General features: G+C 56.3%; 18 protein-coding genes. 12 read left to right on the top strand and 6 right to left on the bottom strand.

The features are described 5' to 3' along the window. Window positions 1–7 precede the first annotated feature (7 nt). From HDF12_RS18655 to HDF12_RS18615, 10 genes are all read left to right on the top strand, one after another. On the top strand, window positions 8–1,375 hold the full coding sequence (locus HDF12_RS18655; RefSeq protein WP_179585821.1) for a TolC family protein: 1,368 nt from the start codon (window positions 8–10) through the stop codon (window positions 1,373–1,375). A gap of 420 nt (window positions 1,376–1,795) precedes the next feature. Continuing rightward, window positions 1,796–2,470 (top strand): RNA polymerase sigma factor, encoded by a 675-nt coding sequence (locus HDF12_RS18650; protein ID WP_246373825.1) that lies wholly within the window; start codon window positions 1,796–1,798, stop codon window positions 2,468–2,470. A 677-nt stretch (window positions 2,471–3,147) separates the two neighbouring features. Beyond that, window positions 3,148–4,401 (top strand): RNA polymerase sigma factor, encoded by a 1,254-nt coding sequence (locus tag HDF12_RS18645; protein ID WP_179585819.1) that lies wholly within the window; start codon window positions 3,148–3,150, stop codon window positions 4,399–4,401. Between the two features lie 124 nt (window positions 4,402–4,525). Continuing rightward, window positions 4,526–4,912: a YciI family protein gene (locus tag HDF12_RS18640; RefSeq protein WP_179585817.1), complete on the top strand. Its 387-nt coding sequence runs from the start codon at window positions 4,526–4,528 to the stop codon at window positions 4,910–4,912. Between the two features lie 190 nt (window positions 4,913–5,102). After that, the gene (locus HDF12_RS18635) at window positions 5,103–5,543 is read left to right on the top strand and encodes a YciI family protein (RefSeq protein ID WP_179585815.1); all 441 of its coding nucleotides are present in this window, start codon (window positions 5,103–5,105) and stop codon (window positions 5,541–5,543) included. Window positions 5,544–5,718: 175 nt separating this feature from the next. After that, the gene (locus HDF12_RS22495) at window positions 5,719–6,183 is read left to right on the top strand and encodes a hypothetical protein (protein WP_246373827.1); all 465 of its coding nucleotides are present in this window, start codon (window positions 5,719–5,721) and stop codon (window positions 6,181–6,183) included. A 26-nt stretch (window positions 6,184–6,209) separates the two neighbouring features. Then, window positions 6,210–6,446, top strand: coding sequence for a hypothetical protein (locus HDF12_RS22490; RefSeq protein ID WP_246373828.1), 237 nt, complete (start codon window positions 6,210–6,212; stop codon window positions 6,444–6,446). Window positions 6,447–6,652: 206 nt separating this feature from the next. Further along, complete coding sequence (locus tag HDF12_RS18625; RefSeq protein ID WP_179585813.1) at window positions 6,653–7,057, top strand: YciI family protein; 405 nt, start codon at window positions 6,653–6,655, stop codon at window positions 7,055–7,057. 1,161 nt (window positions 7,058–8,218) lie between these two features. Then, window positions 8,219–9,766: an arylsulfatase gene (locus tag HDF12_RS18620; protein WP_179585811.1), complete on the top strand. Its 1,548-nt coding sequence runs from the start codon at window positions 8,219–8,221 to the stop codon at window positions 9,764–9,766. Window positions 9,767–9,873: 107 nt separating this feature from the next. Beyond that, window positions 9,874–12,465: a fused MFS/spermidine synthase gene (locus tag HDF12_RS18615; protein ID WP_179585809.1), complete on the top strand. Its 2,592-nt coding sequence runs from the start codon at window positions 9,874–9,876 to the stop codon at window positions 12,463–12,465. Window positions 12,466–12,661: 196 nt separating this feature from the next. On the opposite strand, the gene HDF12_RS18610 is transcribed toward HDF12_RS18615, so the two are convergent. The 3 genes from HDF12_RS18610 to HDF12_RS18600 form a co-directional block, all read right to left on the bottom strand. Continuing rightward, the gene (locus HDF12_RS18610) at window positions 12,662–15,796 is read right to left on the bottom strand and encodes a chitobiase/beta-hexosaminidase C-terminal domain-containing protein (RefSeq protein ID WP_179585807.1); all 3,135 of its coding nucleotides are present in this window, start codon (window positions 15,794–15,796) and stop codon (window positions 12,662–12,664) included. Window positions 15,797–16,361: 565 nt separating this feature from the next. Further along, entirely contained in the window at window positions 16,362–18,524 is a 2,163-nt protein-coding gene (locus HDF12_RS18605) for a DUF7948 domain-containing protein (protein ID WP_179585805.1), read from the bottom strand. Between the two features lie 185 nt (window positions 18,525–18,709). After that, window positions 18,710–19,702 (bottom strand): TolB family protein, encoded by a 993-nt coding sequence (locus HDF12_RS18600; RefSeq protein ID WP_179585802.1) that lies wholly within the window; start codon window positions 19,700–19,702, stop codon window positions 18,710–18,712. A gap of 197 nt (window positions 19,703–19,899) precedes the next feature. Here HDF12_RS18600 and HDF12_RS18595 point away from each other — a divergent pair, with 197 nt between their 5' ends. Both HDF12_RS18595 and HDF12_RS18590 read left to right on the top strand, forming a co-directional pair. Beyond that, window positions 19,900–20,619 (top strand): DUF305 domain-containing protein, encoded by a 720-nt coding sequence (locus HDF12_RS18595; RefSeq protein ID WP_257025728.1) that lies wholly within the window; start codon window positions 19,900–19,902, stop codon window positions 20,617–20,619. Further along, window positions 20,616–22,625, top strand: coding sequence for an LVIVD repeat-containing protein (locus HDF12_RS18590; protein WP_179585798.1), 2,010 nt, complete (start codon window positions 20,616–20,618; stop codon window positions 22,623–22,625). The genes HDF12_RS18595 and HDF12_RS18590 overlap by 4 nt, the downstream gene beginning before the upstream one ends. Before the next feature lie 297 nt (window positions 22,626–22,922). Here HDF12_RS18590 and HDF12_RS18585 read toward each other — a convergent pair whose 3' ends face one another. The 3 genes from HDF12_RS18585 to HDF12_RS18575 all read right to left on the bottom strand — a co-directional run bounded on the left by HDF12_RS18585 (window position 22,923) and on the right by HDF12_RS18575 (window position 26,381). Then, window positions 22,923–23,801, bottom strand: a complete 879-nt coding sequence (locus HDF12_RS18585) for a cupin domain-containing protein (protein WP_179585796.1) — start codon at window positions 23,799–23,801, stop codon at window positions 22,923–22,925. Window positions 23,802–23,828: 27 nt separating this feature from the next. Next, window positions 23,829–25,127, bottom strand: coding sequence for a C4-dicarboxylate transporter DctA (dctA, locus tag HDF12_RS18580; RefSeq protein ID WP_179585794.1), 1,299 nt, complete (start codon window positions 25,125–25,127; stop codon window positions 23,829–23,831). 72 nt (window positions 25,128–25,199) lie between these two features. After that, window positions 25,200–26,381: a dihydrolipoamide acetyltransferase family protein gene (locus HDF12_RS18575; protein WP_179585791.1), complete on the bottom strand. Its 1,182-nt coding sequence runs from the start codon at window positions 26,379–26,381 to the stop codon at window positions 25,200–25,202. Between the last annotated feature and the right edge of the window lie 20 nt (window positions 26,382–26,401).

Here is a 26,401-nt window from a genome sequence, read left to right as displayed (position 1 = left end):
ACTACTGGTGGCGTCCGTGGTGCCGGTTGCGCTCGTCTCGCCGATATTGCTCCTCGCTCAGCAGTCTAACGCTGCTGCCGCTTCGGAGCATTTGTCCAATGCTGCCAGCGTGGACCTCACGCTCTCTAGTGCGGTTGAGATGGCGCTCGCGCACAACCGCCACATTATGTTGGCCCATCTGGCCGTGACCGATAGCATGTCCCAGAAGAGACTTGCCGAGTCGCGTTTCTATCCGATCATCAAGAACCAGTCTGCGGTATTACACATTACCGAACTTGAGGGAGTAAGAATTCCTGCGGGAGCCCTCGGGGAAACCTCTTCGGGCTTCTTGCCGGCAGAGACTCTCAATATCGGTCAGGGAGCCCTCACCAGCTATACGAGTGGGACGGAACTGGCCCAACCCATAACGCAGATCTTCAAGATCCGGGCGGGCGTGAAGGCTGCCGATGCCGAGCTGAACTCGGCGCATATTCAATCGGATGACGCGGAGAACGGCGTCGCTTTTCTTGTCCACAAACTCTACTACGGCATCCTTGTTGAGCAGTTACGTGGTGCGGCCGCAAAGGACGCCGTCGACGCCGCAACAGTGGTTGAGCAGGAGGCAAAGCACGGTGTCAATGAAGGGAAGCTCCTTGCGGACGCCGAGCTGGTGAGCCGCACAGATTTGCTCGATAAGCAGCAAGCTGCCCTGGCCTCGCACCTTAACCTCGATGACCTGACCTTGCAACTCGACGACGCGCTCGGTTTGCCGCTTGGAACTCAGCTTATCCTCGACCCAAACTCATTCGGAGCTTCCTCAATTCTTCCCACGCGTGCTGATGCAATTGCACTTCTGCTCAACAAGAGTCCTGCGGTATTGTCGGCCAGACAGACGGTAGAAAAGGCGAAGGCTGATGTCGCCGCGGCGCGAGACGAATACATCCCCGAACTAACCGGAGTAGCCCGTTACAGCTATCAGAGTGGCCTGCCTTTTTTGGCTCATAACTTTGGGACCTTCGGAGCTATCTTCACTTACACCTTGTTCGACGGCGGGGGACGCGAAGCCAAACTCCAGGACGCACGTATCAAGCTGACGATGGCACAGACGCAATTGAAGCAGACCGAGGCAGACGTCAGCATTGAGTTGTCGTCTGCTTACGACAAAACAGAACAGCTTGATCAACTGGTACGAGTGACAACTCAAGCTCTCGAGGCTCGCGAGGAAAGCTTCCGTATTCAGAGCGAGCGAGCGAAGGTTGACGCTCAACTCGCCTCTGGAGTGGCTGCAGCCAATGCAGCGTTGACCTCCGCGCATATGAATTTGCTGAACTCTCAGTTGAACTTGTCTCTCGCCCGGAACAACATTCGACGTCTCCTCGGAGAGCGGCCAGAATGAGAGATACCTCATTCCGGAGCCAGCCCGAACCGTACAAGAGCGGAAGATATTCAAGACTTCGTGCTCGGCGCGTCTTCGGCTCTTCGTTCGAAGTGAATCAAAGAGAGAGTGCGTCTCTGGATGCTTCAATCAAAATTCTGATGCTTCAGGCCGATGTTCGGAATCTACTCACGTCTGGCTCACCGTTACTCACTTCCGTCAAAGGGACTGCTTGAATAACTTGAAACCTGGCAGGGCTGAGAAATAAGTTACTGAACACTACGCCTGATCGATTCTCTTTGATAAGGCAGAACGAACAATCTTATGCTGAGAGCTGAACACTCTTCAGCTCTCACCACGAAGCATTCTTCGTATCCGCTTTAGGCCGCAAAATACCCGTAAAGCAAAGCTAATTTCGCGACTTGCCTGATTGATAACTAAATGGAAGTGCCGGAGAGTAAATTGTTTTTCGATAGCAATCGAATGAGCGCTGGTGCCTCCCCTGAGCGGGGTCAAAATCAAAGATGCTTACTTCATTATGCAAGCGATGAAAGTCTTGTCGCTGCTGCAAAGCAAGGGTTCCACATCGCGTTCGAGGTAATTTCTAACCGTCACTCGAGACGCGTCTTTAACACAGTTTATCGAATCACAAAGAATCGAGAAGACGCAGAAGATGCGTGTCAAGATGCTGCTCTCAAGGCGTTCCTTCATCTCAAAACGTTTGACGAGAGGTCGCTATTCTCTACATGGTTGACGCGAATAGCAATAAATTCTGCGCTCATGATCCTGCGGCAGAAACGTCGACGCAACGAAACCTCAATAGATGCACATCTCGACGGAAATGCGTGGGGATCTCTCGATATACCGGATCCAGGAAAAGACGTTGAGCTGTGCTACCTCGAGCGCGATCGGGAAGTACGTTTGAGAACGGCAGTCAATCGTCTCAGTCCGGTACTCCGCGATGTGCTCGAGATCCGCTTGTCCTCCGACGGGTCAATCAAGGAAATTGCACAGGAAGCGGGAATTTCTGTAGCCGCGGCAAAATCGCGCCTAATTCGCGGAAGACAAGCACTTGGAAGATATATCAACGAACGAGATGCTAAACCAGTCTTTTGAGATGACCTTGCTGCCACCCGCAATCGCTCGCTCGTCCTAATTGGGAGCGCCGGTGGCCGTTTGCGCCATCTTTGCCTTCATTCTCGCAGGACCCATTTACGACCTCACGACCCGGCACCGAATTCATCCTGCGTATACCCTGAACGTTTTATTGTTCATCATCGCGGGACCTCCGGCCCGCATCGGTTTCGCCTCGACACCTGCCTGGCACCACCCTGTGCAATGGATGATCAGCCGGTACTAACATATCTTGTGCGTCAGAATCGTTGAGGAATATATGCGTAATAAGAGGGAGACCCCACCGCAAGACTTGCATCTCTGCAGCATGTCCATAAAGTGAAATTGTTGAACAGGCCTGAACCCTTCCTCTACATGATGTGGTTCACTGAACCGAAATTCTCCGTTCAGCTGCTAATTCGTATGGAAGTCTCAATTGACGCAAAAATCGCCGGATCACTTGTCGAGAACGCCACACCGTAGGGTTGGCTATGAACAACTTGATAAACACAAGCGGAGATACCAGTACTAATCGGTCCTCGATGAGCGGCTGGCGATTTTGCGTCAACCGGGGAGCGGGTGCTGTTGCTCCGGATCTCAGAGTCACGAGTTGGGCACCTTACATCGATCCGCCGTTTGCCAAATTGATTCGGAGTAGCTGGTTTGCTAAGGTCGTCATCATGTCCGAGCATCCCACCGAGCCGATACGCGAATTGCTCGACTCCCTTTATCGTGCGGATTCGAGACGAATCCTGGCAACTCTGATCCGCTTGCTCGGTGATTTTGATCTTGCCGAGGAGGCGATGCACGAGGCCTTTGCGGCTGCGCTGAGCCTGTGGCCAAGCAGTGGAGTACCCGAGAACCCGCGACCATGGTTGATTTCGACGGCCCGATTCAAAGCCATTGATACTCTGCGTCGACGGGCAAGATTTGATGCGTCTCAAGACGAGCTCGTGCGATATCTCGAAGCGCAATGGAGTTCGGCCGAAAGGTCCAAGGAAGAGGACAGCCTTGAGGATGATCGGCTGCGCCTGATTTTTACCTGCTGTCATCCCTCTCTACCACCGGAAGCGCACGTCGCGCTCACCTTGCGTGAGGTGTGCGGGCTGACAACCGAAGAGATCGCAAAGGCCTTCCTCATCACTCCGCGTACGCTGGCGCAGCGCATTGTGCGCGCAAAGGCAAAGATTCGAGACACCCCGATTCGGTATGAAGTGCCAACTCCGCAGGAATTGCCGGAGCGACTGGGCGCGGTGCTTCAGGTCATCTATCTCGTCTTTAATGAGGGCTACTCCGCTGCGGCGGGAGCAGAGGTAACGCGCGCCGAGCTAACCGGCGAGGCGATTCGACTGGGCCGGTTGCTGACCGAACTCCGGCCAGAGCCGGAAGTCATGGGGTTGCTTTCCCTGATGTTGTTGCAGGAATCCCGTCGCGCCGCGAGAACCTCTCCTGCCGGAGATCTGATTTTGCTGGAGAATCAAGATCGTTCACTCTGGAATCGGGAGCAGATCGCGGAGGGAGTGGCATTGCTGGAGAAGGCCCTGAAGTCCCGCGGCTTCGGCTCCTACACACTGCAGGCCGCGATTGCCGCCGTTCATGCGGAGGCGGAATCGGTCGCTCTGACCGACTGGCGGCAGATTGTTGCGCTTTACGACCGATTGGTACGGATTCAGCCTTCGCCAGTTGTCCATCTCAATCGTGCCGTGGCAATTGCCATGCGCGATGGTCCGGAGGCCGGTCTGACGCATATCGACGCGGTGTTGGAACATGGCGAATTGGCAAATTACTATCTGGCGCATTCAGCCCGCGCGGATATGTACCGCAGGCTGGGCAGGACTGCTGAGGCCCGGTCCTCTTATGAGAAAGCTCTGGCGCTGACCCAACAGGAACCGGAGCGGCAATTCCTGCAAGAGCGGATTCGGCAGCTGAAATAAAAAAGCGCAGAAGAAGCAAAATTTCTTGGACGCTTTGTCGAATTCCAGTCTGGCCGTTCGACTATGTAGTGAAGACGGGGCAACCGGGCCGCCCGAAGATTAAACCAGTATAAAAGGAGAAATCATGCCGCAATATTTGCTTGCGAATTACCTTCCCGACAACTTCGACCCGTCCACCATGACCGAAGCGACGGTACGCGCTATCAATGATCTCAACGACGAGTTGGAAGCTGCTGGTGCCAGGCTCATGGCTTGCGGGCTCAGCCCAGCCAGCCATGCGAAGTCGCTACGGGGGCAGCCCAACGGCGAGGTGCTCATCACCGACGGCCCGTATCTGGAAGCCAAGGAGCACATCGGTGGTTTTTGGATACTGGAAGCCGCTGACATGGACGAGGCGCTGGCGTGGGCCCGCAAGGCTACCATCGACCCTCGGTCGCGGGGCGAGGTGCGCGAGATACCATACAGCAGCCTGCCGGGTGGCACACCTCACCCATCGCGGGTCAAGCCGTAAGCACCCCCACCGGCGAAACCGGCTGCTACGGAGCATGATCATGAGCACCGATCACAACCCCGACAACTATGACCCGTCCACAGAGGGCGAAGCGATCCAGCTGCGCTCTCTGAGTTCACCGGTTAACCACAAATAGCTAAACCCGAAATCAAGCCACCCAACCATCGCTCAACCCAAAGGAGATTCCGCAATGCGATTCATGGTCATCGCCAAAGCAACCCCAGAGACAGAAAAAGAAGGCGCCCTCCCCGATCCACAGCTCTTGCTCGAGATGGGCAAGTACAACGAAGAGCTCATGAAGGCAGGCGTCCTGCTCGCCCTCGATGGCCTTCATCCCAGCTCCAAAGGCGCACGTGTCAAATTCTCCGGCAAGTCTCGTACCGTCATCGACGGCCCCTTCACCGAGGCCAAGGAGCTCATCGCCGGCTTCTCGATTCTGCAGGTCAAGTCCCTCGAAGAGGCCATCGAGTTGGTCAAGCGTGCCCCCAACTGCAACCCGGGCAGCGACTCCGAAGTCGAAATCCGCCAGATCTTTGAGATGGAAGATTTTGCACCCATCTTGACCGAAGAGCAGATCCAGCACAAAGTAGAGCGCCGAGCTGAGCTGCCAAATCAGACCGCCAACAAATAGCCGCTCTTGCATCCACGGATTGAAGCTGGTGTGGTCGGTAGCAGTGTCCGCTACCGATCCACATCAGGTCTTCCATCGCGCCATTGAAGCCGTATGGCACATCGAGGCTGCGCCGATATCGTTGCTCGCAATAAGCCGGCGGTCACGGATAGCCCATTCTCAAGAGGGAAAACAAATGCGGAAAAAGAAGGTTCACGCAATCGCAATCAAAAGCTTCGCACTGCTTGTTGTGCTCGGTACGGCCTACCAGGCGACGGCACAGGATGCCACGACGCCGTATCCGAAGATGGCCCCGATCGACCAATACCTCATGACGGATCGGGGTGCGGAAATAGCCTTGGCGCGAAGTGCAGCACCGGAGTCCATTTCACGCGATGCAGAGGTGCTAATTCTTGGACGTCATGGGTTCGAAACAGCGGTCAAAGGCAAAAACGGCTTTGTGTGTATCGTGGGGCGTTCGTGTACGTCCGCCGCTGATCCTGACTTTTGGAATCCGAAGGTACGGGTCCCCATGTGTCTGAATGCACCAGCCGCACGTTCTTACCTTCTGCACCTCACCAAAGAGACCGAGTGGGGACTGGCGGGGCGTACGCAAGCTCAGATGAATGAGTCCATCACCGTCGCCATCGCCAAAAAATAACTGCCGCCGATGGAATCCGGAGCTATGTGCTACATGATGTCGAAGCCGGGATACGCCGGCGACGTAACCCCCACTGGTCGCCCCACATCATGTTTTTCTATTCGGACACCGACCCCGCACTCTGGGGATCGAATCTGCCGGGTTCTCCCGTCGTTGGTGTGAGCGACCCCGTGGAGCACTTGACTTCGTTCGTAATTCCTGTGCAACGGTGGTCAGACGGAGCGGAATATCGCGAAGGCTCCGTCGCCGAGCATCATCATTAGCACATGCACGCCCACCAGAGCTTTTGCTGACCAAGTCCTTCAACGGCGTGGCGCCCTGCTGCGTCCCAGGCGCGTTCCATGGATTGGTCGTCCTCTGACGAGGCTAAAAAAATGGAGTAGCTGTCGATTTTCGGTCTCCGAACGACTATCTGATAACAGAACGACGAGCTACGGCTCCATGAGTCACAGCAAACAGGGAGGAATTAATGAAATACATCTGTTTCGGATACCTCGAACCCGGCAAGTTCGAAAACATGTCTGAGAGCGAGCGCAACACCGTGTTTGACGAGTGTTTTAGCTACAACGACGAACTACGGAAGAACGGACATTTGGTCGCTGAGGAACCTCTTCAGCCCCCCAACACGGCGGTGACCGTGTCTTGGAAGAACGGAAAGGTTGCAGTGACAGACGGTCCGTACGCGGAAACGAATGAGCAATTAGGCGGAATTCAGGTGCTTGAAGCACGAGATCTTAATCGCGCCATTCAGCTCATCTCCCAATGTCCGGGAGTGAAGTTGAATTGTGGAACAATCGAGATACGTCCAGTGGCGGATATTAACGACATAGTTAGGGAGAGCGAGCGGCGACGGCGAAAGGAAACCTCGCGATGAGGGGGGCCACGAGGGAAAGAATGATCAGGATCATGGCCGAGGCTGGGTTGGCGGCAATCATGTTTTCCGCTTGCTTGGACAAGCTGACGCTAGTGCTGCTTCAGACCAGAGCAAGAAGGATGACGAAATGGAAGTCAAAAAAGGCTACGCGCCGGTTGACGGTCTCAGAATTTATTACGAGACTCGTGGAACCGCGAGTCCGACACATCCACCTCTTGTGCTGCTTCACGTCGGCGGAGGCACGATAGAGACCTCGTTCGCCATGTGTTGCCGGAATTCGCGCGTGACCCGCAAGTGATCGCGTTTGAGCAGCAAGGATACTGGCACCACACCGCGGACATTGGCACACCGGTCGTTCAACTTCGAAGCGCACGAATTCGGTGTACATCTGCACGCCGGCGTGATTTTCAGGGGTTACTGTAGAACATCTGGTCGGTCCGCGGGATATCACACGGACCGTAGACCAAAGAGCAATCCGCGTCTTCGCTGCGATCGGTGGGAAACAGATCGTTGCTGATGCGTTTCTACGTTGTAAGCCTCGCCGGCAAACATATTGCTCGACGCGTTTTGTGTCTTCCGAAGCGGCTGATCGCGGATTTTTGGCTGCACTATCCACGAACAGCGCCGTTCGCCGTGACGTAAACTGTCAAAGCCGGTTGAGTTAGGGAGGGTACGGTGGCCGACCGAAGGCTCCCGATGGCTCACTAGCATCCTGATCCAACGCGACACGCTTGGCGACACGTCGAACTTGCTGCTTGCCCCTCCGGGAAACTGACCCACGCCGCGAATATTTTCAAGCTAACCATCGAGCAAGGGAAGGGCATTCTTGACTTGACGGCCACTATGATGGAAAATTAGCCGCGTTCATTGCTTTTCCGTCCAGATCTTTTTCTTGGTCATTTTGAGTCTTTCTCTTTCCCGGCCCCGCTGGTTAGCAATTCACGGCTTCTCCCGATCGGCGAGATCTAGTAGATCCGGTTCGAGGGTAGCTGCTGCTCTAGACAGGATCCAGTCTTGACAACCAGACTGCATCCTCGGTGTTTCTCGCACGACCCTGTTGTGGATGTTAGGACGAGAAAAGGAGCCGCCATGCTTTCGATACTGCTGAGGTCTTTGCCCCGAAGGGTAAACCGATCCATTTGTCACGTAGCCTTGGGCTACTTGGCACTTGCCGGTCTTGCCCAATTATTCGTGTGCCCAGCTAGCGCCCAAGCCGCCAAGCCGAATATTTTGGTAATCTTTGGCGACGACATCGGACAGGCAAACATCAGCCGTTACACACACGGCGTAGTCGGCTACATGACGCCAAACATCGATCGTGTCGGCGAAGAAGGGATGACTTTCACCGACTACTATGCAGAGAATAGCTGCACCGCAGGTCGTTCATCTTTTATTACCGGACAGTCGCCGATGCGAGTCGGCCTCACCAAGGTGGGTGCTCCAGGGGCTCCGGTGGGACTGCAGAAGCGGGACATCACCATTGCAGAGGCTCTCAAGCCGCTGGGCTACGCAACTGGACAGTTCGGCAAGAATCATCTTGGCGATAGGGATGAGTATTTGCCCACCAATCATGGATTTGACGAGTTCTTCGGTAATCTCTATCACTTGAACGCCGAGCAAGAGCCGGAGATGCCTTATTGGCCGAAAGACGATCCCATCTTTCTGAAGGCGTACAACCCCCGTGGCGTAATTCACTCCTATGCCGACGGAAAGATTGAAGACACGGGTCCGCTGAACATCAAACGAATGGAGACGATCGACGACGAGACGTCCAATGCAGCGATGGGATTCATCGACAAGCAGGTAAAAGCGAGCAAACCCTTCTTTGTCTGGATGAACTTTACGAGGATGCACGTCTTTACGCACATCCGTCCTGAGTTCCATGGAAAGAGCGGTATGCCCGGCAATGACTACGCCGATGGCATGTGGGAGCACGATCAAGATGTTGGAAAGCTGCTCAAGCAACTGGACGATTTGAAGATTGCCGATAACACGATCGTGATCTACACCACCGATAACGGTCCTAACATGTTCAGTTGGCCGGATGCAGCGATGACTCCCTTCCGCAGCGAGAAAGACTCGAACTGGGAAGGTGCATTCCGTGTACCAGCGATGATTCGCTGGCCAGGCCATATCAAGGCGAATACATGGTCGAATGAAATTGTCTCGGGTCTGGACTGGTTCCCGACATTGCTGGCAGCAGCCGGCGATCCGAACATCAAGGAGCAATTGTTAAAGGGGACAGGGCCCGGCGGTATGGCGCACAAGGTCCATCTGGACGGCTACAACATTCTTCCTTATCTCGAGGGCAAAGAGGCGCACTCACCCCGTCAAGACTTTTTCTATTTTGATGACGATGGACAACTGGTAGCCATGCGCCATGAAAACTGGAAGTTTGTCTTCTGCGAGCAGCGTGCGCCCGGCAACCTCGTGATCTGGGCAAATCCGTTCACGTGCCTGCGACTTCCGAAGATTTACAACCTTCGCATGGATCCCTATGAGAGAGCAGACATCACATCTGACCAGTACTACGACTGGACGGTACACAACGTTTATCTGGCCATCCAGGGCCAGATTCGTGGCATAGAGTTTATGGAGACTTTCAAAGAGTATCCGCCAAGTCAGGCACCCGCGAGCTTCAGCGTCGATCCCGACCAGGTTTTGAAGATGCTGGAACACCAAAAGGCAGCAATGGCCGGAGGGAAATGAGGTTCACAAAACCCGCGGATACAGCGTACTGAAGGTTTGCATAACTGCTGTTGGAGACCGGGTTTATGCTCATAACGAGTTCGGCCTCTCAAGCTAAGAGGACTGACATGCCACGTGCAGAATCGGCTTTTCCTTCAGTTCTCAATAGAAGAGACAAAGGTGGCAAGCGGAGACGAAAGGAGCCAGTGAAGGAAGAGGCAAGCGCCGGATTCTTGGACCGCCTTCGTACTCTATTATTTGGATTCGTTCTCTTCTTGTCGGGCTCTGCGGCGATCATCTTTCAGGTTCTCTGGATCAGGCAGCTTTCTTTAGTGGTTGGGATTGAAGTCTATTCCATCACGATCGCCATTAGCGCGTTCTTCGCGGGACTTGCTGCCGGAGGCGCGATCTTTGGCCATCTCGTCGACCGATGGAGTAGGCCGCTCCTCCTTTATGCTCTGCTGGAGATTGGCATTGCTCTCGCAAGCGTAGTCGCGACTATAGCGCTCGCCCACTCGGCAGAACCGTTCATCACAATTCAAACTCACGCTGGCCTTCTCGCCTGGGTACTTCCCTTTCTGCTTGTGGGAGCGCCCGCCTTCCTGATGGGCGGAACGCTGCCTGTGGCTATTCGATCGCAGACCCTGGGGCGCCGACAAATCGCGCAAGCCGGAGGTTGGGTCTATGCCGCCAATACGGCCGGAGGCATCGCCGGCGCTTTGTCGAGTTCTTTCGTTTTCCTGCCGTGGCTCGGAGTTCGCGGTACGGCATTAGCCGCAGGCGCTTTGAATCTCGGTGCGGCAAGTCTAGTGTTGATACTGGTCCGGCGCGCCTCGATGAGTTCTCCAGAGGCAGCCAAAGAAAAGGTAAGAACCGCAAGTCCCCCATCCAAATCGCGCGTGGCGCTTGCTCTCTATGCAATCGCCGGAGGTATCGCGCTTGGCTATGAAGTCGTGTGGTCGCAGACCATGCCTCAGTTTATGAGCACCAGAGTGTTTGCATTTTCGTTGGTGCTGGCGACCTATCTCGCGGGCCTCGTGGTTGGTAGCGCCCTTTACGCCCGTTTTAGCCACAAAATCCGCGACACGTGGGGAGTATTTGGTTTCCTCATCTCTGCAGCCGGGCTGGTGGCGCAGTTTGAAATAACTCTTCTGACCCTGTGCCAGCTGCGAGTGCAGATTGAAGCGGGCGATCTGGTCTACGCAGTAGCCGGAAATGAATTTGCACGCATGTGCACACATTTTTTGGTGGCCTCACTTGGCATCGTCTTCGTCCCGACGGTATTGCTGGGAGCTGCGTTTCCAGCTGTTCTGCGATTGACAGCTGGTGTCGAGCACGCGGGTCGTGATGCTGGCACGGTTCTTGCGGTCAATACAGCTGGAGGTATCGCAGGCACCCTATTGACGGGCTTTCTGCTTGTGCCCACGCTTGGACTGGTGCGTACGCTCAGCGTGCTTGCGATTGCGGCCGCAACAGTAGGTGCGTTGGTCGTGCTGCTTGGCTTAAGCGTGAGCGGGAAGCTGCGGTTGGCCGTCTGCGTCGTCGCATTGATTGCCGTCGCGGGAGCGATCTTCACGCCGCCCGATCGTCTTGCTAGGCTGCTCCTCACGACGCGTGGCGGAGGGAACCTGATCTTCTATCAGGAAAGCGGAGGTGGCACGGTTGCTGTCGCAGATCAGCGCTCGGGCGACAATGTGTTTCGTCGGCTTTATATTCAGGGTGTTTCCAACTCCGGCGATGCCATGCCATCTCTGCGCTACATGCGCCTGCAGGCGATGCTGCCGTTGATAATTCACCACGGCGAAACACAATCCGCATTAGTGATCGGTTTCGGCACAGGCATCACCGCTGGAGCAGTCCTGCATTATCCCGGGCTGCAGCGAAGAGTATGTGTCGAGTTGCTTCCTGCGGTGGTGCGAGCAGGAGACCTCTTCCCGGAAAATTACAAGGCTGGGTCAGATCCGCGCATGCAGCTTCGCATCGGTGACGGCCGGCAGGAGCTGTTACGTACGGCAGAGCGCTATGACCTGATCACATTGGAACCGCCGCCACCTTCAGCGGAAGGAGTCGTTAACCTCTACTCGACCGACTTCTACAAGCTTGCGGGCAGGCGGCTCGAGTTTAATGGCCTTTTTGCGCAGTGGTTGCCGCTCACCACGCAGAATGATAAAGACACTCAATCATTGGTCCGCAGTTTTTTGGATGTCTTTCCCTACGCAACCCTCTGGACCACTGAGATGCACGAGATGCTTCTAGTCGGTTCATATTCGCCGATCGAGCTGGACACAACACAGATCGCCAGGCGCTTTGCGCAGAGCAGCGTAAGCACAACTCTACAGACGGTCGGCATCTCTTCGCCGGCTGCTTTGATGGCAACTTGGGTCACAGGAAGAGAAGGGCTTGAACGCTATGCGTCAAACGTCAGGCCGGTGACGGATGATGATCCCCGGATTGAATATGCGTCATGGGTGCGCCCAAAGGAAATCACCAGCACTTTGCCGAAGTTGCTTGCTCTCCGCACAGAGCCGCCCTTGATTGGGGGAGATGATGTTCTGCGAGCGGAAGTCGCCCGGCAACGCGATAGCCTCTGGGATTTCTATGCGGGCGGTATTGCCGCCTACGATGGAGATAGAGAGCAATGGACTCAGGCGATGCAGCGCGTTATGGCTTCCGACGACAAAAATCCCTACTATCTCTGGCTCTTGGGAAGCGCAAGATAAGACGGTGACCCCACTATCGAATCACATCAGAACCGAGCAGGCTGAATAGCCGTGGTGGAGGCTGAGTCGCCGGCACATTCCCGATCAGGAGTCTGCGCGAAGTTAAACTCAGAGGATCAGCAAAACCTAATATCTCCTCTCCGCCCGTGTTGACATCGCCCGTATGACCTTCCACCAAGCGGAGAGATGCTAGCTCCTACTTCGTTAGGGTATAAATCTGCGCCGCTATCGCGCTCTTAGCCTCATCCGGGACGCTTGCGATTGCCTTGATTATTTCGCTGCGCGACACAGTAATCGGGCCGGTGTAGGGAATCGAAGTGACTTCAGGATTGTTTCCTGCGTAGGTGTAATAAATCTTCGCCAGTGGTGACGCATCCGTGATCGTCACCGTGATCGTGCCCTTGAAGTCTTGTCCATTTGGACTGATTACCGGTGTCGGTGACGTGTAGGTATATTTTGCGGCGCCCACTGCGCTATTGCTATATCCGGTTTCAGTGGCGATCGCGCGTAGAAACTGAGTTGACGTCACAGTGATGGACCCCGTATAGAGCGTCGATGCCGTCGTTGGTAAGGTGCCGTCGGTGGTGTAGTAAAAGGTGACGCCTGGAGTCGTATCAGTGAGAGTGACGGTAAACGGGGATGGTCCATAGGTTCCTGGTACAGGGTTGAACACTGGAATTGCCGGCACTAGATGGTAGGTGTAAGTGGTCACTGGAGAAGATTTGAATCCTGGCTCGATCGCTATCGCCTTCACAGTCTCCGTCTTCGAGACTGTTATCGGAGCAATGTAGACAGTCGAGTTGACCGTGGGTCCGGTTCCATCGGTTGTGTAGTAGATGGGTGCGGTATCCGTCATGGTCAATGTCAGCGCGCTGTTGTAAGTCCCCGGTGCCGGGGTGATAACAGGGGCCGGCAGGGTAGGCTCTACGTTGCCGTTGAGTATCACGGTCTGGGTGGAGGGAATTGCGTTATCCATGAAGGTGAGCGAACCAGGTATCGAACCCGTCCTGACCGGTACAAAGCTAACGAGTTCGGTACAGGAGGTCCCAGGGGCGAGTGCTGCCGGCACTGCACTGGAAGTGGTCAGCTCCGGGCAGGTTGAACCACTGTCCAACGCAAACTGATTCGAGATACTGGGATTGGTTCCCTGTAGAGGTAGCGAGAAGATCAGGTTCTCATTGCCATCGTTGACGATGGTCGCGGTCTGTGGGCTGTCACTGCTCGTCTGGCCAGGAGTGGTCGGGAGAAAGTTAAATCTCGGAGCATCGGCGAAATCCAGTTTGTATAACTGACCTATAGATGGGGGGTGAAAAATAGCAAAGTCAGCAACATATACGTTTCCGCTCCAATCCACGGCAACTCCCCACGGCGTAATAATGCCGCTGCTTGAGTCGGCAAGAGTAAGGATGTTTGCATCGGCGAGAACGCTCCCGTTGACGGCTACCATCTCATAAACCGCATCTGCACTTTCATCCGCGACATAGGCGTTACCGACACCGTCTACCTTTACGTCAAACGGCGCTTTGAAGCCGCCCAGAGAAAGGATGGTTGGATTTGGAGGGATCTCGCCGTTCACCGCCACAATTTCTTTCACCTGATGATCGGGGGGATCCGCGACGTAGACGTTGCCGTTTCCATCTACTGCCAGACCCATACCAGAAAATCCGGTCGCTAGTGTCACAGGTGTTGGAATCGCCGGGACAGGCGGAATGGTTCCGTTGACCGCCACAATCTCCTGCACGGCTCCCCCACTCATAAAGTAGATGTTTCCAGCTCCGTCTACCGCGACTGCCGCGTCGTTGGGGCCGTTAGTCAGGAAGACCACGTTCGGGTTAGCGGGAATGCTTCCATTAACCGCAACAATCTTGGCGATGATGCCTATTGCAGCGACATAAAGGTTACCGCTTCCATCTATTGCGAGGCTCGTAACACTGCCGAAGGAATCGAGTGTACGCATCGCCGGATTATTCGATATCTGGCCATGATCCGCTAGGATTTCATAGAGTGTGGTGTCGCTATCGACGAAGTACACATTCCCGTTTCCATCCAACGCTACGCTGGTAGGATACAGGGCTTTGTGAGCGTTTATGTTGCCCACCGTAGTCTTGGTCCCGGGTCTCCAGGTTACCTGTGGTCCGTCTCCTATTCCTGTGATATTGGCTGTAGCAATTACCGTCCCGGAGTTATTGGAGAGTGTGACCGCGCCATATCGTGTGCCCGAGTAGGTTGGCTTGAAGGTGACGACGACCGTGCACGAGTCCCCAGCGTTATAGGTGTGGCTGGTCCCGAGGATGGTACAGGTTCCAGTTCCTGCATCGGTAAAGTCGAGCCCTGTAGCACCCTGAGTGAAAACACCAGGCGCCATAATGGAGCCGGGGCTGCTGAAGTTGAATGTCAGGGTCGCCGTAGCGGTCGCCCCAAGGGCGACGGAGCCGAAGATACCGGGCTTTAGGCTAATCTCCTGGATGGTCTCCGTGCCCGAGTCGGCAACATAGATGTTTCCGAATTTGTCTACCGCGACCCCCTTGGGCGAGGAGAACCCGCTTCCGATCGTCAGGACCTGAGATGAATCATTCGCTGCGATCTCTTTCACGGCGCGGTTGTTGGTGTCCGCGACAAAGACGTTTCCGCTGACGTCGACCGCCACACTTTGCGGATGACTGAAGCTGCTGCCCAGTGATGCTAAGGTGGTGTTCACTTCAACTTCTTTCACCGCACTGTTACCCGTGTCAGCGATGTAGACATTCGCGCTCGCGTCGACGGCGACACCATAGGCGCCCTTGAAGCCGCTACCAATCGCCACCATCGTCGGACTGGTGGGAATCGTGTTATTGACGGCAAGGATCTCTGTCACGGTACTTTGGCTGGAATCGATGACATAGACGTTCCCGCTGCCGTCCATAGCGATGCCATGAGGTGCGGAAAATCCACTGCCGAGCGTCCTGATAGTTGGATCCAATGGGATGGTGCCATTGACCGCCACGATCTCCTTTACGGTGTGGTCCCCTAAATCAGCGACGAAGACGTTTCCGCTTTTGTCCACCGCTACGCCTCTTGCGTCGCTCAGGCCGCTGCCTAGTTTCACGATCTTTGGATTGGCCGGTATGCTGCCATTCACCGCTACGAGCTCCTCTATTGAGCTCTGGTAATCAGCGGCGATGTAGACGTTTCCGCTCGCGTCGACCGCGACTCCTTGTACAACATTCAAGCCGGTCTCCAGCGTAGTGACGACCCCAGCGTAGTTTGCGGTTTGTGCTGAGCTGGCTGCCGCACCTGCGCACAGAGCGGCAAACAGCGAGATTGACGCGGATGTGAGAGTTGTCCTTAGCATGTGACTCCTCAATCGACACTAGAGAAGGGAAGGAGATCAATCTAGAAATTCATCGTAACCATGACGTCGTACTAGGCCCGGTTCAGAACTCGCAACCCGCTTCCTGTTTGGTCACCATCGGAGCGGTTGGCTTAGAGTTGGAGTACCGGGAGCAACTACGACGTTCCGTTTCGGACGTACAAGAATGCTTCTGGCGACGCCGCCATGAAGCTAAACCATAGCTTTCTGCAAGTCAATTGTTGTCACACAGTTTAGGAGGTTCGAGTTCAACGGCCGGGAAGGTCTTCGCCGGGGACGTCATTTTGCCGAAAAAGGGGCGAGACGCAGCTTGAATAAGGAAGTATGTTGCAGTAATTTTTTTGGCGTGGCGTTTCCTCGATTTTGCGGGGGGTTTGGCAAAAAACGGGTGCAAAAACGTGGTGTTTTGGTGGTGAGTTTGTGGTGTTTTGCGTGGTAAACGTGGTGTTTAAGCAGCCAGTTTTCCGGGCTCGAAAAATGCGCCACGGATTTCGGATTTATTTTGAGTTTTTCCGATTTGGGCTTCTTTCGCTAGAAGTCCAGGCGGCTAAGGAGCGTTCTCAATCACGGGAGTCTCATCCAACCTGACTACGAAGGCGTCTTCATTCGAAGCGCTCTTCCCGCCGGTGAACCGGGTGCCTGCCGTGTAAATGGTCGGATAGGTAATGATCCCGCCCAACCGTTCCGCAGGCTTCACCACCGCCACGCCACTGATTTGCGCCCCGAGGAAGACCGTATAGAGTGGGCCATTTCCGTCTTTATCGAGTTTCACCAGAAAGCCTGCAGTGGGGTTCGGCGTAATTGGGGGAGCACCGGGGAACGTGGTTGAGGATGTGTTGCCCGCGACCCAGGTGTCTCCGTCTGCATCCGTTGCAATCGCCTGTCCATCAGAGCTGCCATCCGACCCCGAAAGATATCTGAGGTAGGTCAGCTTTCCCTGGGGCGAGGCCTTCGCGACGAACGCAAAGTCTGCAGCCGACTCCTGACACGGCGAGCAGAAGGTTCCCGCTACGTAGGCGTTTCCGGCAGGGTCTACGGACACTCCAGTGCCGATGGTTGTCTCCAGGCTGAGGGATGTTGAGTATATGAGCGAGTCGCCCGCGGGGCTCAGCTTGGTAAGAAATGCCGAAGGCGACCCTCCAAACATCGTTGACTGGTAACCGGCATAGGGAAAATCATGCGAAACCGATTCGCCAGTCACGTAGGCCGAAAGCGAGTTGTCGACTGCGATGGCGGATATGGAATCGACGTCCGATCCGCCCAGGTAAGTGGAGTACATGAGCGAGGCGCCGTTGGGCGAGAGCTTCGCGACAAATCCGCTGACGGCGCCTCCGGGATAGTATTCATAGCCGTTCACAACTGGAAAATCCGTCGACGTCGTGAATCCCGCCACGTAGGCCGATTGAGACGCATCAATGGCAATCGCTCCACCGTTCTCGCCGTTCGAGCCGCCGAGGTAGGTCGAGTACACGAGGCGGTTGCCTGATGGCGATAGCTTGGTAACAAAAACGGTAGCGTCGCCTTTTTTTGCAAATTGCAAGGGCTGACTGAGAGGAAAGTCATCCGAGTGGGTTTGGCCGCCGATGTAAACACCACTGGCATCGACTGCGATTCCGTTGCCTGCGTCGTTGTCGCCACCGCCCAGATAGGTCGAAAAGAGGATGTTGCCGTGTGTGCCCAGTTTCGTTACAAATGCGTCTGAGTCGCCGGACCTGCTGCCCTGGATGATGCCTCCAACGACGTTGAAGTTACCGGAATAAGTCTGTCCAGTAACGTAGGTGTCACCTAGGCCATCGACGGCCACTGCACTCGCGGTATCGGTATCGGACCCACCGAGGAACGTGACAAACGAGATCGTCGGGTCGATCACAAGTGGTTTCTTCGGATCATATTTTTCGACTGTGAATCCGGCGGTATCTCCCTTCAAAATCCGAAATCCCCCCTTGACGGGTACCTTTTTCCCATCCACCTCCTGATAGATTTTGGGCTGGGCATGACGAAGCTGAATCTTGTTCGGCGTAGCGAGCACCAGGTCGCCATTAGCCTTGTCCACCTCCAGGCTTGCTGCTCCTTCGAACTGGAGTTGAATCTGCCTCGGATCGGCGCCGGGGGCCAGAACAAAATCGTATTCCAGTTCGCTCTCGTCGCCATGGAAGATGAGATCGACGCCTTTATAAACACTCGGGACTTTGACCTGTTCGTAGTGAGGGATATCAGTGTGCCAACCCGCCGGCATCTTTCCGATGAAGTAGTTACTGACGCCGCCAGTTGGCTTCGTCCCCATCGGCTTCCAGCCGTCGCTGCCCGTGAGATGCAGTTTCACCAGAGTGCTTTGTGCGCTCTTTTGCTTCGTCTGGACCTTGCTGAGTTGAGACGCATTGGGAAAGAGCGGTTTCGAAGACTTTGCGGCAGTGCGCTCACCAAACTCGAGTGTGGCGCCATCGGAAGTTATTCCGAGCCTGAATCCGGCACCGCGGCCTATCCACTGGTAGTTCGAAGATGCCTGACCACGATTGGGCTCGAATACGAGGGCGGTTTGCGCGGAGGAGAGCTGGACCTCGACCCCTTGTGGAGCTTTAGTCTTAGGCTGGGAGTTCGGCTGGAGATTCGGCTGGATATTCGGTCGGGTCTGAGTTTGAACAGCAGGTGCGACAACCAAAAGTGCCGCAGTTAAAGAGAATGGGAGAAGCGAGATGTGGGCCATGGCCATTAGGTCTCCTGTGTGAAGAATTGGGGCCCCACTGAGACGTTCGTTTCACCGTCGCTCACTTCTTTCGCGCTGTGTTTTCCGATTCTGCTCGCTTCCTGCACCCCCGTCAATTCGGAATCAGAATTACCGATACATTCCGAGAAGCCGATCTATCGACCAGGGAGTGCGATCCTCTGAGCGCGCAGTCATTGTAGGGCCTCATAGGTGACGTAAGCGAAGCGGGTGGAGTCGGGGGACCAGGAGTTGACGTTCATTGTGCCTTGGCCGCCGGTAGCCTGGATGAGTTTCTTTTGAGTGGCCGCTACTTTGTCGTGGTCGATTGCTACCAGCTTTAGTTCGATGGAGACGTTGCGGGGGTTGTGGTTGGGCGTGCCGGCGGGGTAGCCGATGTATACCAACTTTTTGCCGTCGGGCGAGATGTGGGGGAACCAGTCTTCGAGTCCGTCGCTGACCACCATCTCGGCCTTCTCGTCGTTGTGGCCTGCGCCTTCGGCGGGGAAGCGCCAGACGGCCTCTTTGCCGGAGCGGTCGGAGTTGATGTAGATCCACTTGCCGTCTGGAGAGTAGTCGGGACCGTCGTCGTGGTGGGGGTTGGAGGTGAATTGTTTCTCGGGTCCACCGGCGGCGGGCATGCCGTAGATGTCGAATTGGCCGCTGCCGTTGCGCTGGGCGACAAAGGCGAGCGTGCCGCTGTCGGGCGACCAGCCGTGAAAGTAGCTGGGAGAGTCGGGCGTCATCAGCTTTGCGTTGTTGCCATCGGCGTCGGCGAGGAAGACCTGCGATCCTTTGTTCGGTGGGACGGTGGCTGAGAAGGCAATCTTTGTGCCGTCGGGCGAGATGGCCTTGTCGTTATTGCACTGATAGTCGGCGGGGATCGCGAGCTTTGCTGGCTCGGCGGTGCCGTCCTGCTTGAGCGCGAACTTGTAGATGGCCCCACCGGAGTTGACGATGAGGTACTTACCGTCGGGGGACCAGTTTGGCGCCTCCCATATGGAGTCGGCCGTGTAGACCAGATGCGAGGAGCCGGTGTGCAGGTCGTAGACGAAGAGACGGCTGCGCAGATGCTGCTCTTCCGGGTACGACGGAGGCTGCTGTGCCTGGAGAGACGGTGCCAGCAGAGAGGCTGCGATGAGGGCGAGCTTACTGAAGAATCGCATTTGAATAGAGAGAACCTTCATGGGTGTGACACTCCTCTTTTGATGGAAGTCGCGGGGGGATTCGCTGGTGACGGCGATCTTAGGTGCGCGTACTCGATTCCTCCGGAGCCGAGTACGCAGTTTCCCTCTCAGCGCTCTGGCGCATGGCTTTCCCACTTGCGACTCGCAGCCGCCATGATACCGTGGGAGAACGAAAGTTGCCCGGTGCGATGGGAAGATTGAGACTCGATTCTATTGATTGGAGCCGCAACCCGCTGACCAGGGCGACCGCGACCACAGCACTCGGTGGATGGCTGGCGACTGTGGTGCTTTGCAGCTTGTCGGCCGCCGCGGTTTATGGTCAGCAAACCCAGCCAGTCTCGGCGCCGGTGGTGGTGCAGCCGGGCGCTCCGGGAACTCCAAGCAGACAGCTGCCATCTTCTACAATGGCGCAGGCGCCACAGCGGTCGCAGGCTGATGTGGAGTTTATGCAGGGCATGATCATGCATCACGGGCAGGCGGTGGAGATGACGGCGCTGATTCCGTCACACACGGAGAATAAGGAGATTCGCTCTTTGGGGGCGCGGATCGGCCTTTCGCAGGCGGATGAGATGAAGTTTATGAAGCGGTGGCTTGTGGCGCGCGGAGAGCCCGTATCGATGGCGATGCCGGGGATGCCGGATATGGAAAAGAGTGGCGCTCCCATGCAGGCGATGCCGGGGATGCTGACGCCGAAGCAGATGGAGGCGCTGCGGCAGGCCAAGGGCGCGGAGTTCGACCGGCTATTTTTGACGGGGATGATTCAGCACCACAACGGGGCGCTGGTGATGGTCAAGCAGCTGTTCGATACGCCGGGCGCGGGGCAGGATGCCGACCTGTTCGACTTCGCGACGGATGCTGACAATACGCAAAGGGCCGAGATCGGAATAATGCAGGACATGTTGAAGGAGAAAAGATGAACCGTACGCAGTCACTCGCTTTCCGTTTGGCCGGTGTGGCCTTTGGCGCGGCTTTGGTGTGTTCGAGCTTTAGAGTTTTGTGGGCGCAGGCTCCAGCCGCTCCGGCAGCGCAGGCTGCTCCAGAGGAAGAGGAAAATCCGTTTATGCCGCAACCGGCTGTGCCGCTGCCGCCGGGCATGACGGGGTCGATGACGAACGATCCGCGCGTGGGGCTGAAGCCGGGACTATATGACGCGGGCGAAACTGCGATGGGGATGGAGCATCTTGCGTTTGTGAAGAAGCCCAACGCATTTCAACTGTCGTCTACTAATCCAGACGATCCCGCGGTTCAGAAGAGTCTAGATCTGATAGGCGTGAGCAACAGGGCGAAGATGCCGAAGCCGATGCAGCTTGTGATCGCGCAGCTGGCCTTCGCAAACTCCGACTTTGCGTTTCAGGGAACACACTTGTTCCAAGGCAACTTCTATGGCGTGAACTTCTACGACATCTCGAACCCGGCGAAGGTGTCACTGATCACGTCGCTGGTGTGTCCGGGAGGGCAGGGCGATGTTTCGGTGTATGGAAATCTGCTATTCATGTCAGTGGAGATGCCGAATGGACGGCTGGACTGCGGCGTGCAGGGATTTCCGCCGCTGCCTCCACCGGAGCCGGGGCATGAAAAGGATCATCGGATCCCGACGGCGAGCCCGGATCGCTTTCGCGGTGTGAGGGTCTTTGACATTTCGGACATCAAGAATCCGAAGCAGGTGGCGGCGGTGCAGACCTGCCGCGGATCGCACACGCATACGCTGGTGGTGGATCCGAACGATAAGGACAACGTCTACATCTATGTTTCGGGGACGTCGTTTGTAAGGCAGAGTGAGGAGCTTGCGGGTTGCTCGAGGGAGGAGAAGCCGGACAAGGATCCGAACACTTCGCTGTTTCGGATCGACGTGATCAAGGTGCCGCTTGCCGCGCCGCAGCAGGCTAAGGTGGTTTCGAGTCCGCGAGTCTTTATCGATCCGCGCACGGGCGCTCTGAATGGCCTGAACAATGGTGGAAGCCACGATCAGAAAGCTGAGAAGCCTGCGGACACCAACCAGTGCCATGACATCACGGTGTATTCGGCTTTGGGACTCGCGGCTGGGGCTTGTTCGGGGAATGGCATTCTGCTCGACATCAAAGACCCTGTGCACCCGAAGCGTGTGGATGCGGTGAACGATCCGAACTACTCATACTGGCACTCGGCGTCCTTCTCGAACGATGGAACGAAGGTGGTGTTTACCGATGAGTGGGGCGGCGGTTTGCAGCCGCGTTGCCGTCCGACGGATCCGAACAAGTGGGGAGCGGATGCGATCTTCAATCTTAAGGACGACAAGCTGTCGTTCGCGAGCTACTACAAGATGCCGGCTGCCCAGACGGAGACGGAAAACTGCGTGGCTCACAACGGCTCGCTGATACCGGTTCCCGGTCGCGATATCGAAGTACAAGCCTGGTATCAGGGCGGTATTTCGGTGATGGACTTTACGGACGCTGCGCATCCGTACGAGATCGCTTACTTTGATCGTGGACCCGTCGATGCCAACACACTGATCCTGGGAGGAGACTGGTCTGCATATTGGTACAACGGCTACATCTATGGGTCGGAGATCGCGCGCGGACTCGATGTGTTCAAGCTGGTGCCGAGCAAATTTCTAACGCAGAATGAGATCGATGCTGCCAGCCTTGTGAAGGTCAGCGAGCTGAACGTACAGAACCAGCAGAAGGTCGCGTGGCCGTCTCAGTTGACGGTGGCGCGAGCGTATCTCGATCAGCTGGGGCGCTCGCAGGCACTGTCGTCGGAGCGGATTGCTGATTTGAATAAGGCGATTGTGCGGACGCAGAGGTCGCACCTTGGCAAGAAGGATCTGGCAAAGCTGCATGGCATGGCGGCGTCCGTCGAAACGAGCGCCTCGGACGCAAAGAACCCAGAGGATGCCAGACGGCTGCATGCGCTGGCTCAGATACTGGAGAGTCCAATCGCCTGAGCTCAGCGGCTTGACGTTCCTCAAGTGATGGGTCTGGTCTCGCTGACCAGGCCCATCACTGTTTCTTATTGTGGATCACGGTTGTTTTTTTGCGAAACGGGCGGATTTTGTTCACGAGTGGTCTTCTCTCACGAGAAAACAATAATCCGTCACAGATGGATGCGGAGCGTTGATTTATCGACCTCTTTTTCCCATCGTGCTATCACCAACGTTGCCACTCCATTGCCAATCATCTTCACGGCTGCACGGACAACGGCGCTGTGCACCGGAAGAAGATTGGTACTCGATCCGCACCTGTCAGTCCGGATATCTTTCACGCATTATGCGCCACTCAGAATCGAACCGGAAGGCCTGACGCGCTGGAGGTTGAGGCGTCTGCGTCTCAATGAACCGGAGTGGTTCCGATCCTCGCGTGTAGATTGCGTGCTTCGCACCGACTCCGGTCCAACATAACGTTCCGGGCTCTACGATGTACTTCTTGCCTTCAAATTCACAATCGGCCATGCCCGAAACAAAGTAGTACGACTCCTCGAAGGGATGTGTGTGGTGTGAACCACCGCCGCCTTCCGCAAATTCCACGACGAACATTGTCATGTGGGCCGATCCAAAGTTGCGATCGACCATCATCTTCTGGCTGATCAGGCGCGCACCGTCTCCGGTGTATCCGTCCATCTGCAGGTTGCCGGGCGGCGGCAGTTGGGCATCTTCAAAGTGCCCCACAAAACGGGTGCGAGCGTCCCCTTTATCGAAGCGCTCGATCTTCTCGGGCCAATCGAAGTCGCCAACGAAAAAGGTATCCTGCCCTACGGCCTTGGCCAGAGGCTGTGGAGCAATCATCTCCATCCAGCGTGCGCCGTTGCCGCTGCTTGATCTCATCGCATGTGCTGACCCTACGAGGACCAGGGCGTAATCACCGGGTCCCATGCGGTAGCTCCGGCCATCCATCATCATGTCCATCTCACCTTCCAGCATATAAAAGCTTTTTTCGTAGGCGAGCACGCACTGCTCGAGATAGCCGCCGGGTTCGAGTTGGACGATTTGATGTGCCATGTGAACGGCCGCCGCAGAGGTCGAATGGTCGATGAACGGGACTCGCGAGTAGCCCTTGGCATGTCGGCTATAACCTTCGGGAATGGAGAAGTTGTTTTCTTCGAGCTTGATGACTGCGTGAGCCATGGCCCCTCCTAAAAAGCGAATTTTGCACTACATGCGGCTGCCCAACGTGGCAGCGTCGACTTCGTTTTCCCAGCGCGCGATGACCAGAGTTGCCACGCCGCTGCCGATCATGTTGACCACTGCGCGGAACATCGCCATGAAGCGGTCGATGCCGAGGATGAGCGCCATGCCAGCCACTGGAATCGTCGGCACCACGGACAAGGTGGCGACCAGGGCGATGAAGGATGCTCCCTGCACACCGCTGGCGCCCTTTGAGGTGAGGATGGCAACGGCAAAGATGGTGAGCTGCTGCATGAGCGTGAGGTGGGTTCCAGTAGCCTGTGCGACAAATAGAGCGGCGAGGGTCATGTAGAGCGCGGTGCCGTCCGTGTTGAAGATGTAACCGGTCGGCACCACGAGCCCCACGAGCGCCTTGGAGCAGCCTACCGCCTCGAGCTTCTCCATCAGCGTAGGCATGGCAGCTTCGGAGGAGACGACCGAGAGCACCAGGAGAATCTCTTCTTTGATATAGATCAGGAACCTGAAGATGTTAAAGCCCGCGACCAGCGCAATGCCGCCGAGCACAACGACGACAAAGAAGATGGAGGTGAGATAGAACGTCGCGATCAGTTTGAGCAGCGGTCCCAGCGAGGCGATGCCGTACTTGCCTACGGTGAAGGCCATCGCACCAAAGGCGCCGATCGGAGCGAGGCGCACGAGCATGTTGACGACGGCGAAGACCGCCTGCGTCACCGTGTTGAGCAGCGCCAGCAGGGGGGTCGCGCGCTTCCCCAGCGAGGACAGGGCAAAGCCGAAGAGCAGGGCGACCAGCAGCACCTGCAGTATGTCTCCTTTGGCGAAGGCGTCGACCACTGTGGTTGGGATGATATGCATCAGGAAATCGGTGACGCCCATGGCTTTGGTCTGGCCCACATAGCTGGAGACGGCCTTGGCGTCGAGAGAGGCTGGATCGACGCGGAAGTCGCCCCCTGGATGCACCACATTGCCCACTACAAGCCCTATCAAGAGCGCGATTGTCGAGACGACCTCGAAGTAGAGCAGCGCCTTGCCGCCAACGCGGCCGACCTTCCTCAAGTCCTGCATGCCGGCTATGCCCGAGACGACGGTGCAGAAGATGATCGGCGTGATGATCATCGTGATCAGGCGGATGAAGCCGTCCCCAAGCGGCTTCATGGCGATGGCGTGAGCAGGACTGAAGTAGCCCAAGCAAATCGCCAACGCAACAGCAACGAGAACCTGGAACCAGAAAGTAAAATAAAAAGGGGTTTTACCCTTCGATTCAGTCCCTGCACTTACAGGGAGCTGCTCTACACTGACGCTTTCCATTTTTTATGCCTCATCCTGCGGTCGTCCGTGAAAGTCCATGCCTAGGTCGCGCGCCTCTCAATGTCAGAGGCACTACTTCAGCCAAAGGCCGGGTTCACGGATCGACTCAGCAAGGTCATGCAGGAAAGTCGCAGCCTTTGCCCCGTCCAACACACGATGGTCGCAGGAGATCGTCAGGCTGAAGATTGGCCGCACAACGATGACTCCATCCACGGCGACTGCTCTCTCGACGATTTGACCCACCGCTAAGATTGCTGCCTGTGGTGGAGTGATGATGGCGCAAAAGGAATCGATGTGGAACATCCCGAGATTGCTGACCGTGAAGGTCCCCCCTGCAAAGTCCGTGGGTCGGAGGCGGCCCGCCTTCGCTCTGTCCGTCAGTTCGCGACGTTGCTTGGCGATCTCAGCCAGCGTCGCAGTATTTGCGTTGTGGACCACGGGTGCTACGACGCCGTCCTCGACCGCCATCGCGATGGAGACGTTGACGTCGGAGTTGAGACGGACTCCGTTCTCGATCCAGCTTGCATTGACGCGAGGATGCCGGGCGAGGGCGCGAGCCACGAGCGCTACAAGGATGTCGGTGTGCGTGAGCTTCACTCCAGAGGATTGCTCGACTTCAGCCCCGCGAGCGGCTCGCAGCGAATTCAACGCGGTCGCATCCACCTCCCGTTGCAGGAAGAAGTGGGGGACTGTGGTCCAGCTCTGCACCGTTCGTTCGGCCATGAGACGGCCGATGGAAGAGAGAGATTCGTGTTGAACCGCGGAAGTGTGAGAGTCCTTGCCGTCTACCAGCGCTTGTATGTCGGAGGCAAGAATCTCTCCGCCATCGCCTGAGCCCCGCACGGAGTTGAGATCGATGCCGTTCTCTTTCGCGAGCCTGCGCGCCTTCGGAGAGACTCTTGCGGTGGAGTTAACAGATAATGATTGCGGAGAAGATTCATCGGAGCTCTGGATTGCTTCTGTAACTGGAGTGGCCGTCTGCGGCTGAGGCTTCGCCTCCGCTGGCACCTCCTCTCCCGGACTTAGAATCCAGGCGATAGTCTGGCCGACCGGAATGTCTGTGCCCACTTCGCCAGTGATCCCACCGAGAACGCCGTCGGCAGAGGCTTCGACTTCCATTACGGCCTTGTCTGTTTCGATCTCAAGCAACAAGTCCCCTTTCGAGACCTTGTCGCCTTCTTTTTTGAGCCAGGAGACGAGTTTCCCTGTCTCCTGCGCCATCTCGAGTGCGGGCATTACGACGCTGATAGCCATAAGTTATTGGGATACGCATG

The organism is Tunturiibacter gelidiferens (assembly GCF_013410115.1).
GTDB lineage: Bacteria > Acidobacteriota > Terriglobia > Terriglobales > Acidobacteriaceae > Edaphobacter > Edaphobacter gelidiferens.
Note: the sequence above shows the minus strand (reverse complement) of the source record. Positions and strands in the feature narration are given on the sequence as shown.

What these genes read in the sequence shown, in the direction of transcription:
- HDF12_RS18575 (WP_179585791.1), bottom strand. Translation starts at nt 26,381, where the DNA reads ATGGCTATCAGCGTCGTAATGCCCGCACTCGAGATGGCGCAGGAGACA.
- HDF12_RS18635 (WP_179585815.1), top strand. Translation starts at nt 5,103, where the DNA reads ATGCGATTCATGGTCATCGCCAAAGCAACCCCAGAGACAGAAAAAGAA.
- HDF12_RS18650 (WP_246373825.1), top strand. Translation starts at nt 1,796, where the DNA reads ATGGAAGTGCCGGAGAGTAAATTGTTTTTCGATAGCAATCGAATGAGC.
- HDF12_RS18605 (WP_179585805.1), bottom strand. Translation starts at nt 18,524, where the DNA reads ATGGCCATGGCCCACATCTCGCTTCTCCCATTCTCTTTAACTGCGGCA.
- HDF12_RS18610 (WP_179585807.1), bottom strand. Translation starts at nt 15,796, where the DNA reads ATGCTAAGGACAACTCTCACATCCGCGTCAATCTCGCTGTTTGCCGCT.
- HDF12_RS22495 (WP_246373827.1), top strand. Translation starts at nt 5,719, where the DNA reads ATGCGGAAAAAGAAGGTTCACGCAATCGCAATCAAAAGCTTCGCACTG.
- dctA (WP_179585794.1), bottom strand. Translation starts at nt 25,127, where the DNA reads ATGGAAAGCGTCAGTGTAGAGCAGCTCCCTGTAAGTGCAGGGACTGAA.
- HDF12_RS18585 (WP_179585796.1), bottom strand. Translation starts at nt 23,801, where the DNA reads ATGGCTCACGCAGTCATCAAGCTCGAAGAAAACAACTTCTCCATTCCC.
- HDF12_RS18625 (WP_179585813.1), top strand. Translation starts at nt 6,653, where the DNA reads ATGAAATACATCTGTTTCGGATACCTCGAACCCGGCAAGTTCGAAAAC.
- HDF12_RS18600 (WP_179585802.1), bottom strand. Translation starts at nt 19,702, where the DNA reads ATGAAGGTTCTCTCTATTCAAATGCGATTCTTCAGTAAGCTCGCCCTC.
- HDF12_RS18640 (WP_179585817.1), top strand. Translation starts at nt 4,526, where the DNA reads ATGCCGCAATATTTGCTTGCGAATTACCTTCCCGACAACTTCGACCCG.
- HDF12_RS18590 (WP_179585798.1), top strand. Translation starts at nt 20,616, where the DNA reads ATGAACCGTACGCAGTCACTCGCTTTCCGTTTGGCCGGTGTGGCCTTT.
- HDF12_RS18615 (WP_179585809.1), top strand. Translation starts at nt 9,874, where the DNA reads ATGCCACGTGCAGAATCGGCTTTTCCTTCAGTTCTCAATAGAAGAGAC.
- HDF12_RS18645 (WP_179585819.1), top strand. Translation starts at nt 3,148, where the DNA reads ATGTCCGAGCATCCCACCGAGCCGATACGCGAATTGCTCGACTCCCTT.